The sequence below is a fragment of the Glycomyces xiaoerkulensis genome (assembly GCF_002798405.1).
In the GTDB taxonomy this organism is placed as follows: Bacteria; Actinomycetota; Actinomycetes; order Mycobacteriales; family Micromonosporaceae; genus Glycomyces; species Glycomyces xiaoerkulensis.
The window spans coordinates 61,904-76,242 of the sequence record NZ_PGGV01000034.1 but is presented as its reverse complement, the minus strand read 5'-3'; the positions used below and the strand labels follow the sequence as shown (position 1 = coordinate 76,242).

The window sequence follows — 14,339 nt, the reverse complement described above, 5'->3', positions numbered from 1 at the left end:
TCAACCGGGTCAGGTGTCCGGCGTCTCGGTCCCGAGATCCGCGGCCGCCTCCTTGGCCCGTTCGCTGCCGGGGCCCGGCAGCGCCACGAACACCGTGCGGCGGTAGTACTCCAGTTCCCGGATGCTCTCGGTGATGTCGGCCAGCGCCCGGTGGGCCAGCCCCTTGGCCGGCTGGTTGTAGTACACCCGCGGGTACCAGCGGCGGGCCAGCTCCTTGATCGAGGAGACGTCGATCATCCGGTAGTGGAGGTGGTCGTCGAGGCGCGGCATGTACTTGGCGATGAAGGTCCGGTCGGTCGCGATGGAGTTGCCGCACAGCGGCGCCGTCCGCGCCTCGGGCACGTGCTGCTTGACGTACTCCAGCACCGCGTCCTCGGCCTGCTCCAAGGTGACCTCGGAGGCCCGGACCTCTTCGGTGAGCCCGGATTTGGCGTGCATGTCGGTGACTACCGGGCCCATGTTGTCGAGGGCGGCGGCGTCGCAGCCGACGACGATGTCCACGCCCTCGTCGAGGGGGGTCAGGTCGGGCTCGGTGACGAGTACGGCGATTTCGATGAGGGCTTCGGTCTCCGGGTCGAGGCCGGTCATTTCGCAGTCGACCCACACTAGGCGTTCTTCAGTCACGCGCCAAACTCTACGCGCCGGCGTCCCAGAACGTGATCTTCGACAGGGCAGCACCAGGCGGACACGTTGGGCGACGTTCCGGGAACGCTCGGTGCCGGGGATCCGACCCGAGCCGGCGAGAAAATGTGTTGCTCGTCACTGCTACGGTCCGCTATGGTGCAGGCATCAGAGAGTCGCCGCCGATGCGGCCGGAATCCCCGTGATAAGGGCCGCATTGACTCAATCTCTCGTCTTTTTCAAGGTAACGCGCGTGTTCCCCTATAGATTGAAGGTTTGCGATGAAGCAGGCCCGGCAATACCGTGACCATGGCCGATGGGCGCCCACCTCACCTGGGGTTGAGTGATTCCCATCTCAACGGCATCATGAGCGGTCCGGACCCCCGTCTTGGATATAGGAGCCGTGAACGAGTCCTTCGGAGGAGGAGGGCCAGGTTACCGGACCGGAGCGGCGGCCCTTCCCGCCGGAGGGCGCCGGAACCGCATCGGTTTTGTAACCGTGGCGTATCGAACACCCGGGCACGGAATTCCACGCGACGAAGCGGTCGTTGTAACTGATGTACCGCCCAGGCGGTACCGGGGGACGAGGAAGCTGGAGGAGACCTTGAGCGTGGAGACTACGACTACACCCACCCTCACCACCGAAGAGGTCGCTGAGGAGCGAGATCTGGTAGGTGTGTACCTGCACGAGATCTCCAAGACGCCGCTGCTGGACGCGGCCGCCGAGGTCGACCTGGCCAAGGCGGTGGAAGCCGGCCTGTTCGCCAAGCACCTGATCGGTGAGGGACGAGCCTACGAGGACAGCACCGAGAAAGAGCTGAAGCGCCTGGTCGAGGAGGGCGCGCGCGCCAAGGAGCAGTTCATCAAGGCCAACCTGCGCCTGGTCGTGTCGATCGCCCGCCGCTACGTGCGCTCCGGCATGCCCATGCTGGACCTGATCCAGGAGGGCAACACCGGTCTGGTCCGCGCGGTCGAGAAGTTCGACTACCAGCGCGGGTTCAAGTTCTCCACGTACGCCACGTGGTGGATCCGCCAGGCCATCAGCCGCGCGATCGCCCAGCAGGAGCGCACCGTGCGCCTGCCGGTGCACCTGGTCGAGGACGTCAACCGGATGCGCAACGTGACCCGCCAGCTCACCCGCGAGCTGGGCGCCGACCCCGAGCCCGAGCAGATCGCGAAGGCCCTGGGCGTCACCGTCGAACGGGTCAACGAACTCGTCCGGTGGAGCCAGGACACGGTCTCGCTGGACACGCCGATCGGCGACGACGGCGACACCAACCTCGGCGACCTGGTCGCCGACTCCGACGAGCCGAGCCCGGAGGACGTCGTGCTCGCCGGAATGGAGCGGCAGCGCATCGAGATGATGCTCAACCACCTCGACGAGCGCTCGGCCGGGATCGTCAAGGCCCGCTACGGGCTCGAGGACGGCCGCGAGCACTCGCTGACCGAGGTCGCCCACCGGTTCCACCTCTCGAGGGAGCGGATCCGGCAGCTCGAGATCCAGGCGCTGGCGCGCCTGAAGGAACTGGCCAACGACCAGGTCATGGCCGAGGCCGCTTGACTGCGAAGAAGACGTTGAGAACGGGCCGGGGCGTAAGCCCCGGCCCGTTCCGTGTCGTCGGCTAGAAGCTCCGGAGCGACGCCGGAGGCGGCGGCGAGGAGAGGGCGGCCGCGTCGGTGGCCGGCCTCGCCCCGGCCAGGTACTCGGTCAGCTCGGCGCCGGCCAGCACCCGGCACGGGAACGGCGCCCCGGCGCAGCGGCGGCGCAGCGCGGCCAGCGGCGGCTCCGCCTCGGCCGCGACCGCCACGACGTTCCCGAACCGCTTGCCCCGCAGGACCGCCGGCTCGGCCATGACCGCCGCGTGCTCCCACACCTCCGCCGTCGCCGCGAGCGCGGACTTGAGGAACCGCAGCTTGCCGCCGTCGCAGAGGTTCACCGCGTAGTGGCCGCCGGGACGCAGCACCCGCCGGGCCTGGCGCAGGAACTCCACGGTCGTCACGTGCGAGGGGACCTTGGCCCGCTCGTACACGTCGGTGATGATGAGGTCATAGCACCGGTCCGGGGCGGTCTCCAGCGCCTCCCGCGCGTCGGTCCGGCGGATCTTCACCTTCACCCGCCGCGGCAGCGGGGCCTCGGCGCGCACCAGCGCCACCAGTTCGGCATCGGTCTCGACCGCCTGCTGGTACGACCCGGGCCGCGTCGCGGCCACGTACCGGGCCATCGCCAGCGCCCCCGCTCCCAGGTGCAGCACCCGCAGCGGCCGCCGCGGCTCGGCCATCGCGTCGACCAGGTAGGCGATCCGCTGCATGTATTCGGCATCCAGATAGGATGGATCGGCGGGGTCGATGGTGGCCTGTACCACTCCGTCGGCCACCAGGTGCATCAGATTCGGCCGGTCGCGGTGGGTCTCGAACCTCAGGGAGCTCACGGCCCCATTGTGCCCGACGGCCCCCGGTCGGACTGGAGGCGAGCCGAGGCCGCGATGTGCGCGATCCGGCGCAGCGCCTCGAAGACCGTCTCGCCCAGCAGCGTGACCACCACCGCCTGCTCCGCGTCCACGCCCTCGCGGCGGGCCGCGGCGATCGCCTCCATGTCCGCCGAGGCCATCCGCGCGGCCGCTTCGGCGCAGTGGCTCAACACCGCACCGGGGTCCGGATTCCCCAACCGGTAGTGCGCCGTCAGCGCCGTCACCAGCGCGTCCCGGTACATCGGCGGGGTGACCTCCGCCCAGCCGTACTCGCCCAGCAGCCGGTCGACCGTCTGCTCGGCGGCCTCGGCCGATTCCGGGCTGCTCAGCGAGAACCGCGGCTCGCGGTGGGTGGCCGCCAGCGCGGCCCCCATCGCCCGGTGGGGCGACCCCGGGTGGCGTCCCAGGATGGTGAGCACCTCGCCGATCTGAGCGACCGACAGACCGGCGGTCTCGGCCAGCGCGCGGATGAGCATGAGCCGATGGACGTGCGCCGGCCCGTACTCGACCACGTTGGCCTCACCGTGCGCCCCCGGAGGGAGCAGCCGCTCCCGCAGGTAGTACTTGATCGTGGCGGCCGGAACGCCGGTCCGCCCCGACAGCTCGCCGATGCGCATAAGACGGAGTCTAGGCCGGAAAACGCCGCGGCGTTACCGTTGAGCGACGGCGGGAACCCGGCCGACCCCGCCCCCGGCCCCCGACGCGGAAAGGCGCAGCCACATGGCAGATCCCCGCAATTCCCTGCTCGCCGAACTCCGCGAGGTCGCCGCGCGGCCGCTCCCCGGGTTCGATCCGGCGCTGGCCGACGACTACGCCGAGACCGGACGGCGCCTGCCCTACGAGCACCAGTACTTCGCGCGCCGCCGCCACCTCGCGGCGCTGGCGATCACCGGCGGGACCGAACCGCTCGACGAGGTCCTCGAAGCGGTGTGCGAGGAGCGGTCGTGGGCGCTGCCGGCCCACTGGGACACCGGGCCCGGCGACCCCCGGACGTGCGTCGACCTGTTCGCCTGCGAGACCGCCCAGACCCTCGCCGAGATCCTGCGGCTGCGCGGCGACCTCCGGTCGGCCGAGCGGGTCCGCGCCGAGGTCTTCGAGCGCGTCCTCGACCCGCTGTTCGACTCCGAGGAACCGTACTGGTGGGAGGAGCGGATCACCAACTGGACGGCCGTGTGCGCCGGCGCCGCCGGCATGGCCGCGCTGGCGCTCGGGGTCGACACCGACACCGTCCGGGGCCGCATCATCCCCGCCCTCCAGAGCTACCTGTTCTCGTTCGGCCCCGACGGCGGCTGCGTGGAGGGGGTCGACTACTGGGTCTACGGCTTCGGCTACTTCACCTATTTCGCCGAGGCCTGGCGGGAGGCCACCGGCGAGGACCTGCTGGCGGGGACCGAGGCCATCGCCTCCTTCCCGGCTGCCGTGCAGCTCTACCCCGGGTCCTTCGCGACCTTCGGCGACGCCCGCTCGGACGCGGTCCTGCCGACCGGCCTCATGGCGCGCCTGGCCGACCGGCTCGGCGTCGCTCCGCCCGCGATCGGCCGCACGCCGACGTTCGCGGACGACTACTGCGCCCGCTGGGCGCACCTCAGCCGCTCGCTCCAGTGGGGGCGCGAGCTGGCCGGCGAGATCGGGCCCGGCCGCGTCCTCCTGCCCGACGTCGGCTGGTACACCGAGCGCCGACCGATCGGCGACCGCATGTGGGCTCTGGCGGTCAAGGGCGGCTACAACGCCGAACCGCACAACCACCTCGACCTCGGTTCGTTCATCATCGCCGCCGACGGCGAGCAGCTCCTGTGCGACCCGGGCGCGGGGGAGTACACCGCCATGTACTTCGGCGACGAGCGCTACGAGCAGACCCACCCCTCGGCGGCCTGGCACTCGGTGCCCACCGTCGAGGGCGCCGTCCAGCAGCTCGGGGAGGACTCCCGCGCCGAACTGGTCGACACCGGCGACGGGCTCGACGTCTACGTGGACGCCTACGGCGACGGGGCGCTCCTGCGCAAGTTCGCCTGGGGCGAGGACGGCATCGCCCTCTTCGACGCCGGCCCCGAGATCGAGGAGTCCTTCGTCAGCCGCATCAAGCCCGGGATCGAGGAGCGGCGGGCCACCTGGATCGGCGAGCGCGGCACGGTCGTGCTCCACGGGATCGACCCCGAGACCGCGCGCGTCGAGCACGTCGACACCACCGACCACGACGGGGAGCCCGAACGGCTATGGGCGCTGCGCTTCGCCTTCGCCGGAGGCCTCCGCTTCGAGCTGCTCTAGCGGCCCGTCGGTCGCCGGCCCCCGGCGCGCGGCCGCGATCGCCTCGCTGGTGTGCTCGTACAGGCGTCCCCGCCGCCAGAGCGGCTCGAGCACCCCGAGTGCCGCCAGCGGCTTCGCGTGCCGCGGTTCCAGGCCCGAGAGGTAGACGGCGATGCCGCGGTGCTCCAGCCGCTTGATCGCGTCGGCCAGCACCAGCGCCCCCGACGCATCGAGCGTGGACACCCGGCTCATCCGCAGCACCACCACGCGCACGTCGGCGACCTCCAGCAACTGCAGCAGGAACCGGTGCGCGGCGGCGAAGAAGAGGGGGCCCTCCAGGCGGTAGGCCACGATGTGCTCGTTCAGGAGCGCCGCCTCCTCGTCGTGGTGGTCGTGCTGCTCGATCGGCTCGCGCTCGACCCCGGCCGCCCGCGAGATGCGCCGCAGCGCCAGCATCCCCGCCACGGCGATCCCGATCGCGACCGCCCACACCAGATTGAACAGGACCGTCGCCGCCAGGGTCAGGACCATGACCGTCGCGTCGGCGCGGGTCGAGCGGGCCAGCGCCAGCATCGACCCGACCTCGATCATGCGGACCGCGGTCGCCATGAGGACCCCCGCCAGCGCCGCCAGCGGCACGTGGGCGACGATCGGCGCCAGCGTGAGCATCATCACCGCCAGGATCGCCGCGTGCGACAGCGCCGCGAGCCGGCCGGCCGCCCCCGCCCGCACGTTCACGGCCGTCCGCGCCAGCGCCCCCGATGCGGGCATGCCGCCGAACAGCGGCGTCACCAGGTTCGCCGCGCCCTGGCCGAACAGCTCCCGGTCGGGGTGGTGCCGCTGATCGACGGTCATGTTGTCGGCCACCGTCGCCGACAGCAGCGATTCCAGTGCGCACAGGACGCAGACCGCGACCGCCGCGGCCACCAGCTCGGGCATCCGGCCCGGGTCGAGGAACCCGGTGCTCGGCGCCGGCGGCGCCGACGGCAGCGCCCCGATGACCTCGACCTCCGCCCGCAGGTACCAAGCGGCGACGGAGGCGAGGGCGACCGCGACCAGCGAGGTCGGAACCGCCGGCTTGAGCCGGGACCCGAGCAGGATCGACGCGGCCACCCCGGTCGCGGTCCCGACCGAGGCCCAGTCGGGATCGGCGGCGAACGCGAACGCCGCATCCCTGGCCCCGACCAGCACCTGGGAGCCCGAGACGGGGGAGCCGAGCGCCGGCGGGACCTGCTGCAGGAAGATGACCACCGCCACCCCCGCCGAGAAGCCCTCCACGACCGGCACCGGCACGTACCGCACATAGCGGCCCGCCCCGGTGACCGCCAGGGCGATCAGCCCGATCCCGGCCATGAACCCGACCGCGAGGACCCCGGCCTGGCTGTGGGCGGCCATCACCGGCACCAGCACCACCGCCATCGGCCCGGTCGGGCCGGTGACCTGGAGGTTGGAGCCGCCCAGCAGCGCCGCGACCGCGCCGGCGACCACCGCCGAGATCAGGCCCGCGGTCGCCCCGAGCCCCGAGGCCATCCCGAAACCGAGCGCCAGCGGCAGCGCGACGATCGCCACCGTGGCGCCCGCCAGCAGGTCGGTGTGCCAGTGGCGCCGCAGCGGCGCGAAGTCGGCCCGACCCGGCAGCAGTTGCCTGAATCGTCGTATTATCACCCTCGATGGCGACCTCGCCGCATGCATGGGCGTATTGTCCCAAGTCGGGACGGTAGAACGCCGTTTCCCGCGCCGCCGGTGGGCTTCGGAGGCCCTGTACGGAATGCGGCCCGCACCGTGCGCTCCCGTAGGATCGCACCCGTGCGCGAGCGAGGAGCAGAACGGGCGATCCGGCTCGGCGGCGCGGTCGTCGTCGCCGCCGCAGCGGTGCTCGCCGCGACCGTGGAGTCCTTCCTGGTGCCGTTCCGCCTCGGCTCGACCGCAGTGCCGCTGGCGGCGGCGCTGGCCTTCGCCGGGAACTGGGCACTGGCCGCGCTCGGCGTGTGGTGGACCCGCGCCCGCTGGACGGTGGTGCTGACCGCATTCGCGTGGTTCGCGGTGGTGCTGGCGGCCTCGATGCCGACCGAGGCCGGCTCGCTGGTGATCACCGCCGGCCTCAGCGGCTATTCGATGCTGCTGGCCGGGACCGCCGGCATCGCCGTCTCGCTGTGGCAGTATTTTCGTCCCGGGAGGGCGAAGACCTACGACACCCCCAAGTGACATCTAAGGAGTCCGGACCGTGAACCTCTTGAAACGCCTGCTGATCCCGCACTGGCCGTCGATCTACGGCTTCGGTCTGGCCCTGGTCGCCGCCAACCTGATCGGCCGGATCGTCGCCGGGCGCGTGGACGACGGCACCGAGCTCACGGCCGATGCCGGAGAGCTGGTCAGCATGATCGCCTACCTGTCGATGGCGGCGGTGGCGATCGCGGCCGGCCTCTGGTGGGGCGTGCGGCGGCGCCGCCAGGAGATCGTGCCCGAGCTGCTGCCGGTCTTCGTGGTGGTGACGCTGCTGTCGGTGCTGGTGAACCCGCTGATCGCGCGGATCGAGTTCCCGAGCGTGGACGGGATCTTCTCGCAGGTCGTGCTGTACTTCGTGTCACTGGCCCTGGGCGCCTTCATCGGGTACCTGGTGGTGATGGCCCTCGGTGTCGACCACTACGGACGCGAGCTGAAGGCCACCAAGCGCGCCTTCGAGAAGAAGGCCAATCCGGCCCGGGCAGCCTAGGCCGGCCCGCGGTACCAGTAGCGGTACCGCTCCTGGAAGCCCTGACGGCCGTATACGGACAGGGCCGCGTCGTTGTCGGCCTCCACCTGGAGCGCCACCCGGTGCGCTCCCGCGGAGGCGGCCCACGCCTCGAGCGCCCGGAGCACCTCGCCGCCCAGCCCCCGGCGCCGGTACCGCGGCAGCGTGCCGATCCCCGAGACCGCGGCCACGTCGCCCTCGATCGCCGCCCGGCCGCGCGCGGCCAGCACTCCGTCGCGCCTGATCTCGGCGAACGCCCGGGTCGGGCCCGAACCGAGCACCGCGGCGGCCGCCCGCGGCTTTCCCCGGCCGAGCTGCTCCAGCAGCTCCGGGCCGGGTTCGTGCGAGATGGCGACCTCGGGGGAGGCGTCGCCGGCCTCGACGGGCTTGGTCAGCACCGCGGTTTCGGCCTCGGCCGTCCAGCCGCGCTGGGCGAGCGCCCGGTCGAGGCGCCGCGCCACCGGCAGCGCCACCGAGACCAGCGGCCGGGCGCCGCGCGCGCCGTACCAGCGCTCGACCCGGCCGATCGCCTCCTCGAGCCCCGCGTCCGGCTCGGTCGGGGCCAGGACCGAGTTCGCGCGCCTGGAGAATCCCTCGGAGTAGCGTAGGAGCCAGCCGCCGAAATCCTCGGTCTCGACCGCCGGCCAGCTCGCCGCCAGTCGCCGTTCGAGCTCGAGGATCTCGGAGAACGGTGTGGGCTTGGGCGGTACCGGCCGGGCCGCCACCACGTCGGCTGCGTCCACGGTGACCACCGTCCCCGCGGGCGGCACGACCCGGAGACGGTCGGCGTCTATCTCGATAAGCTCACCGGTGACGTCGCGGTAGCGCCGGCCCGGAGAGGCGTCCGCCAGACGCATGCGGACCACGACTCGCCGGCCCACGTGCTCTGGTCCCAGCATCTGGCGTCCCCCTTTACCTTCGGGTCTACTACAACGAATAGGCTTTAACCTCATCGCAGCGCAATCCGCCCGATTGCGCGCAGTAGGAAGGACGACTCGTGACTTACATCATCGCTGAGCCGTGCGTGGACGTGCTCGACAAGGGCTGCATCGAAGAGTGCCCGGTCGACTGCATCTACGAAGGCAACCGGATGCTCTACATCCACCCCGACGAGTGCGTCGACTGCGGGGCGTGCGAACCGGTCTGCCCGGTCGAGGCGATCTTCTACGAAGACGACGTGCCCGAGGAGTGGGACGGCTACACCAAGGCCAATTACGACTTCTTCGACGAGCTCGGCAGCCCCGGCGGCGCCTCCAAGGTCGGCAAGATCGACCGCGACGACCCGTTCGTGGCCGAGCAGCCGGCCCGGTCGGAGTAGCCGAGCCGGTGGCCTACCGCCGTCTTCGCGGCGCCTCCCCGGCGCGGCGGCTGCCGCAGTTCCCGTGGGACCGGCTGGCTCCGTTCAAGGAGCAGGCGGCCTCGCACCCGGGCGGCCTGGTCGACCTGTCGGTCGGCACTCCGGTCGACGAGGTGGCGCCGTCGATCCGGCGGGCACTGTGCGAGGCGGCCGCCCGGCCGGGCTACCCGACCGTCGCCGGACCGGTCGAGCTTCGCGACGCGATCCGGTCGTGGCTGCACCGCCACACCGGAGTGGGCGCCGAGGTGGCGGTCCTGCCCACCGTCGGCAGCAAGGAACTGGTCGCGAACCTGCCGTCCCAGTTGGGCATCGGACCCGGAGAGGCCGTCGCCCATCCCGATGTCGCCTATCCCACTTACGAGATCGGCGCCCTGCTCGCCAAGGCCGACCCGGTGCCGGTGCCCGATCCGCGCGAGGCGGCCGGATCGCGGCTGCGCCTGGCCTGGATCAACCACCCGGCCAATCCCACCGGCGCGGTCGCGTCGGTGGAGCACCTGCGCGCCCTGGTCCGGTGGGCCCGGGAGAACGGGGTGGTGCTGGCTGGCGACGAGTGCTACCTGACCCTCGGTTGGGACCCCGACCGGCCGCCGGTGTCGATCCTCGACCCGCGCGTCAACGACGGCGACCTGACCGGGCTGCTCGCGGCCCACTCCCTGTCCAAACGGTCGAACCTGGCCGGCTACCGCTCGGCGTTCCTCGCGGGCGACCCGGCGCTCGTCGCCGACCTGCTGGAGGTCCGCCGCCACGCCGGATTCATGGTCCCCTGGGCGGTCCAGCGGGCCACGATCGCGGCCCTGCACGACGAGGAGCACGCCATCGAGCAGCGGCTGCGCTACGAGGCCCGGCGCAAGGTCCTGCGGCCCGCGCTCGAGGCCGCCGGATTCCGCGTCGACCACTCCGAGGCGGGCCTGTACCTGTGGGCCACGCGGGGCGAGGACTGCTGGGAGAGCGTGCGCCGACTGGCCGAACACGGCATCCTGGCCGCGCCCGGCGATTTCTACGGCCGGGGCGGCTCCGAGCACGTCCGGGTGGGCCTGACCGCCACCGACGCCGGCATCGCCGACGCGGCCGAGCGCCTCAACTGACCCGGCACGAGCGGACGAGGGGCCCGCGGCCGGATGCCGCGGGCCCCTCGCCGATCACGGCGGCCGCTACGAGGCCGGCGTCTCCGAGATCGGCTCCTCGGGCGGATCCGGCACGGGATCGTCCGGGAGCTCCGGCGCCTCGAGGTCCAAGCTCAGCACGACCTCCAGGACCGCCTGGCAGGTGTCGTACAGCGCCCCGGTGTCGGGCACCTCCGGCACCGCCGGATCGACGCCCGGGAGCTGCTCGGGCAGCCCCGGATCGGGCAGGCCCGGATCGCCCGGATCCGGGAGCTCCGGATCGGGCACCTCGACGCCGATAAGCGCGTCGATCGCCGCCTGGAGGTCGGCCAGGCATGTCTGCAGGTCCAGCAGCGCCTGCAGGTCGATCGCGCCGGTGATGTCCGGCGCGTCTCCGGGCACGCCCGGCAGTTGTTCGGACTGGACCGGCTCCGCCTCGGCGGACCCGGCCGCTCCCGCCGCCGGCGCCGCGGCGAAGACCGCCAGTGGAACGGCGGCCGCCCCCGCCAGGACGCCGCGCCAGAATCGACTTGCTCTGTTCGGTGTGGACTTTGCCATTCGGATTGACTCCCCCTGTGTGTTCGGTGGCTCGGCACCGGCGCGGCCGGCCGTCCGAAACGCCCGTCCCGTCCCCGGCGCCGAAGTCCCTACACCGACAGAACTATATGCATCATTCACGAATTTTGCGGGCATACGACGAAACGAACCCGAAATAGGCCCGCCCGTGCCTATCGTTAACCGGCCACGGCGCTACGGCCCATCCGCTCCGGCCCGAAACGATTGGCGCTTGTCGGAGGCGGGAGCCACACTTGACCTGTGACTGACTCGCTCCTGATCGGCCGGGACCACCCGGCCGCGGTCCTGCGTGCGGCGGTGGAGCGGACCACCGTCAGCCACGGCGGCCTCGCCCTGGTCACCGGCGAGGCCGGCATCGGCAAGACCACGCTCGTCACCGATGTCGCCGCCGCGTACCGGCGCGATTCGCTCACCCTGTTCGCCAGCTCGTGGGAGTCCGAAGCCGTCCCCGAGTACTGGCTGTGGACGCAGATCCTGCGCTCCCTGCGCGGCCGCCTCGGCGACGACGGATGGGACGCACTCCCGGTCGCGCCGCCCGTCGCCGCCCTCCTCGGCGGCGCCGAAGGCAGCCTCCCCAGCGAATTCGAGCTGTTCGACGCCGTCACGCAGGTCCTCATCGCCGCCTCCCACCGGCGCCCGCTGCTGATCGTCCTCGACGACCTCCACTTCGCCGACTGCGGCAGCGTCGAGCTGCTCAAGTTCGCCGCCCAGCACACCTGGTTCGAGCGGATCCTCTTCGTCGGCACCTACCGCGACACCGACATCGACGTCGGCCACCCGCTGCGCGCCAAGATGCTGCCGCTGGTCGCCAAGGCCACCATGATCGCCCTCGACGGGCTCGACGAGACCGGCGTGGCCGAACTGGTCCGCACCACCGTCGGCGACGCACCCGACCGCGACGTGCTCGCCGAGATCACCCGCCGCACCGGCGGCAACCCGTTCTTCGTCGAACAGACCGCCCAACTCTGGGCCACCGGCCAGCCGGTCGACGCCGGCACCACCGGGATGCGCGACGCCCTCCAGCGCCGCCTCGACCAGCTCGACGAGCGCCTCACCCGCACGCTGGTGCTGGCCTCGGTCGGCGGCCGCGAATTCCACCAGGCGGTCATGGCCCAGGCCGCCGGCATGGACGTCCACCGGATCGAGGCCGCCCTCGACGACGCCTGCCGGACCGGGCTCATCCGGCGCGAACGCGACCACTACATGTTCGTCCACGACCTGGTCCGCGAATCGCTGTACCGCAGCATCCCCGAAAGCGAGGCCGCCCGCCACCACGCCTGCATCGTCCGGGCGCTGACCGAGGACGAATCCCTGCAGAAGCACATGCACGCCGCCGAGATGTCCCGCCACGCCTGGCTCGCCGACGACAGCCTGGAGGCCGCCGCCGCCGTCGAGTTCATGGCCCGAGCCGGCGACGAGGCCAACACCTGCGTGGCCGGCTCCACCGCCGAGATCCACTACCGGCGCGCCGTCGAACGCTGCACCCCCGACATGGTCCGCCGCCGGGTCCTGCTGCGCCTCGAACTCGGCGGCGTCCTCAAGTGGCGCCGCCGCGACACCGAGGCCCGCGCCGTCTACGACCGGGCCCGCCTCGAGGCCGCCGACTCCGGCGACGTCCTGCTGCTCATCCGCGCGATCATGGCCTCTCCGCAGGACGAGCGCCCCACCGACCTGGTGCGCCTGAAGACCGAGGCGTTCGAGACCCTCGTCGGCGAGCCCCCCGACCCCGAGCTCGGCCACGAGGACCTGACCCGGCAACTGCTGCACAACTACATGCTCGCCGCCCGCGAACGCGGTTCCGACGACGACATCGCCTTCGGCCTCTGGGCGACCCACGCCATCCTGTGGGGGCCGGGCACCGCCGCCAGGCGCCAAGCGCTGGTCGAGGAGCTCGAAGAGGTCGCGCAGCGCACCGGCAGGGACGAGGACCGCCTCTTCGCCGCCTCCCTGCGCTGGGTCGCGCTCCTCGAACAGGGCGACCCGGCTTTCCGCAACCAACTCGAAGTCTTCGCCGGCCTGGCCCGGAACAGCGAGGCCGAGCACTGGCACGGCGCGGTCCACATCGACCGCTCCATCATCGACCTCCTCCAAGGCCGATACGAGGACGCCGCCGCGCGCATCGACGCCGCCAGAAGGCCGGGCGACGACCCGATGTACGAGGACATGATGCGGCTGCTCGAATGGCTGCTGCGGTTCGCCCGCGGCGAGGCCCCCGAACCGGTGGCGCACCCGTGGCCGCAAGGCTTCGGCCCCTGGGTAGCCGACGTCCTCAACGGACTGTCCGCGCTTCGGCGCGGCGACATCGCCCAGGCCCGCCGGGTCCACGACCGGTTCGCGGCCGACGCCGACCCCTACGACGCCTGGATATCGCTGCGGCTCCGGTTCGAGGCCGAACTCGCCGCCGCCGAACGCGACACCGAGATGATCGCCCGGCTCCGCCGCCGCCTGGAGCCCAACGAGGGCGAATGGCTGGTGGCGATGTGGGGGTGCGCCGTCAGCGGCCCCGTCAGCCACTGGCTCGGCGTCCTCGCCGCCGCACTCGGAGAGCGCGAGCGCGCCGCGAAGCACTTCGCCGCCGCGGCCGAGCAGGCCGACCGGCTCGACGCCCGGCCCTGGGCGGAACTGTCGCGCAAAGCCGCCGCCGACCTGGCGGGCACCGTGCCCACCCCCGTCTCCGACGACGTCGAATCGCTCTTCCACCGCGACGGATCGACCTGGACCCTCCGCTTCGACGGCGTCACCGTCCACTTGCCGCACACCAAGGGCCTGGCCGACCTGCGGTCCCTGCTGGAGCGGCCCGGCACCGAAACACCCGCGGTCGAACTGCTCGACCCCGAAGCCGGACCCGAGCTCGAGAACGACGCGCGGCTCGGCGGCGACGACCTCCTCGACGCCGAAGCGCGCACCAGGTACCGCGATCACCTCGAGACGCTCGACGAGCAGATCGACACCGCCGGCGCCCTCGGCGACGACGCCCGGGCCGCCGCCCTCGACACCGAACGGCAGGCGCTCATCGACCAGCTCAAGACCGCCACCGGCCTCGGCGGCCGCTCCAGGCGGCTCGGCGACAACGCCGAACGCGCCCGCAAGAGCGTCACCAATCGGATCCGCAACACCCTCAAGAAGATCGAATCGGTCCACCCCTCGCTGGCCGAACACCTGCGGGCATCGGTGTCGACCGGCTCGAGCTGCGCCTACCGGCCCGAGGGCGAAGCGCCGCGCTGGCGGTTCTGAGACCG

The 14,339-nt window shown here is 72.1% G+C and carries 13 protein-coding genes; 7 read left to right on the top strand and 6 right to left on the bottom strand.

Features of this window, described 5'->3' with window-relative positions:
- Positions 1-9: 9 nt before the first annotated feature.
- On the bottom strand, positions 10-624 hold the full coding sequence (gene orn / locus CUT39_RS16160; RefSeq protein ID WP_198587195.1) for an oligoribonuclease: 615 nt from the start codon (positions 622-624) through the stop codon (positions 10-12).
- Between the two features lie 601 nt (positions 625-1,225).
- Between orn and CUT39_RS16155 the strand changes: the two genes are divergently transcribed.
- Positions 1,226-2,182, top strand: coding sequence for a sigma-70 family RNA polymerase sigma factor (locus CUT39_RS16155; RefSeq protein WP_100448433.1), 957 nt, complete (start codon positions 1,226-1,228; stop codon positions 2,180-2,182).
- A gap of 61 nt (positions 2,183-2,243) precedes the next feature.
- Here CUT39_RS16155 and CUT39_RS16150 read toward each other — a convergent pair whose 3' ends face one another.
- A complete protein-coding gene (locus CUT39_RS16150) occupies positions 2,244-3,050 on the bottom strand; it encodes a spermidine synthase (protein ID WP_198587194.1) in 807 nt (268 codons plus the stop codon).
- On the bottom strand, positions 3,047-3,706 hold the full coding sequence (locus tag CUT39_RS16145) for a MerR family transcriptional regulator (protein ID WP_100448431.1): 660 nt from the start codon (positions 3,704-3,706) through the stop codon (positions 3,047-3,049). Before CUT39_RS16145 ends, CUT39_RS16150 begins: the two co-directional genes overlap by 4 nt.
- A 103-nt stretch (positions 3,707-3,809) precedes the next feature.
- Here CUT39_RS16145 and CUT39_RS16140 point away from each other — a divergent pair, with 103 nt between their 5' ends.
- Entirely contained in the window at positions 3,810-5,354 is a 1,545-nt protein-coding gene (locus CUT39_RS16140; RefSeq protein ID WP_100448429.1) for a heparinase II/III domain-containing protein, read from the top strand.
- Here CUT39_RS16140 and CUT39_RS16135 read toward each other — a convergent pair.
- Positions 5,301-7,025, bottom strand: a complete 1,725-nt coding sequence (locus tag CUT39_RS16135; RefSeq protein ID WP_100448427.1) for a SulP family inorganic anion transporter — start codon at positions 7,023-7,025, stop codon at positions 5,301-5,303. The two genes, CUT39_RS16140 and CUT39_RS16135, sit on opposite strands and share 54 nt — an antisense overlap.
- 114 nt (positions 7,026-7,139) lie before the next feature.
- Here CUT39_RS16135 and CUT39_RS16130 point away from each other — a divergent pair, with 114 nt between their 5' ends.
- Both CUT39_RS16130 and CUT39_RS16125 read left to right on the top strand, forming a co-directional pair.
- On the top strand, positions 7,140-7,538 hold the full coding sequence (locus CUT39_RS16130; RefSeq protein ID WP_100448426.1) for a hypothetical protein: 399 nt from the start codon (positions 7,140-7,142) through the stop codon (positions 7,536-7,538).
- 19 nt (positions 7,539-7,557) lie between these two features.
- Complete coding sequence (locus tag CUT39_RS16125; protein WP_100448424.1) at positions 7,558-8,046, top strand: hypothetical protein; 489 nt, start codon at positions 7,558-7,560, stop codon at positions 8,044-8,046.
- Here the strand turns inward: CUT39_RS16125 and CUT39_RS16120 are convergent.
- Positions 8,043-8,963, bottom strand: a complete 921-nt coding sequence (locus CUT39_RS16120; RefSeq protein WP_157930747.1) for a GNAT family N-acetyltransferase — start codon at positions 8,961-8,963, stop codon at positions 8,043-8,045. The genes CUT39_RS16125 and CUT39_RS16120 overlap by 4 nt on opposite strands.
- A gap of 98 nt (positions 8,964-9,061) precedes the next feature.
- Here CUT39_RS16120 and fdxA point away from each other — a divergent pair, with 98 nt between their 5' ends.
- Positions 9,062-9,382 carry a ferredoxin gene (gene fdxA, locus CUT39_RS16115; RefSeq protein WP_100448420.1) on the top strand — a complete coding sequence of 107 codons (321 nt, stop codon included), beginning with the start codon at positions 9,062-9,064 and terminating at the stop codon, positions 9,380-9,382.
- Positions 9,383-9,390: 8 nt separating this feature from the next.
- Positions 9,391-10,506, top strand: coding sequence for a succinyldiaminopimelate transaminase (dapC, locus tag CUT39_RS16110; RefSeq protein ID WP_100448418.1), 1,116 nt, complete (start codon positions 9,391-9,393; stop codon positions 10,504-10,506).
- Between the two features lie 66 nt (positions 10,507-10,572).
- Here the strand turns inward: dapC and CUT39_RS16105 are convergent, their stop codons facing one another.
- Positions 10,573-11,082 carry a hypothetical protein gene (locus CUT39_RS16105; protein ID WP_100448416.1) on the bottom strand — a complete coding sequence of 170 codons (510 nt, stop codon included), beginning with the start codon at positions 11,080-11,082 and terminating at the stop codon, positions 10,573-10,575.
- Between the two features lie 258 nt (positions 11,083-11,340).
- Between CUT39_RS16105 and CUT39_RS16100 the strand changes: the two genes are divergently transcribed.
- On the top strand, positions 11,341-14,334 hold the full coding sequence (locus tag CUT39_RS16100; protein WP_100448414.1) for an ATP-binding protein: 2,994 nt from the start codon (positions 11,341-11,343) through the stop codon (positions 14,332-14,334).
- Positions 14,335-14,339: the final 5 nt, after the last annotated feature.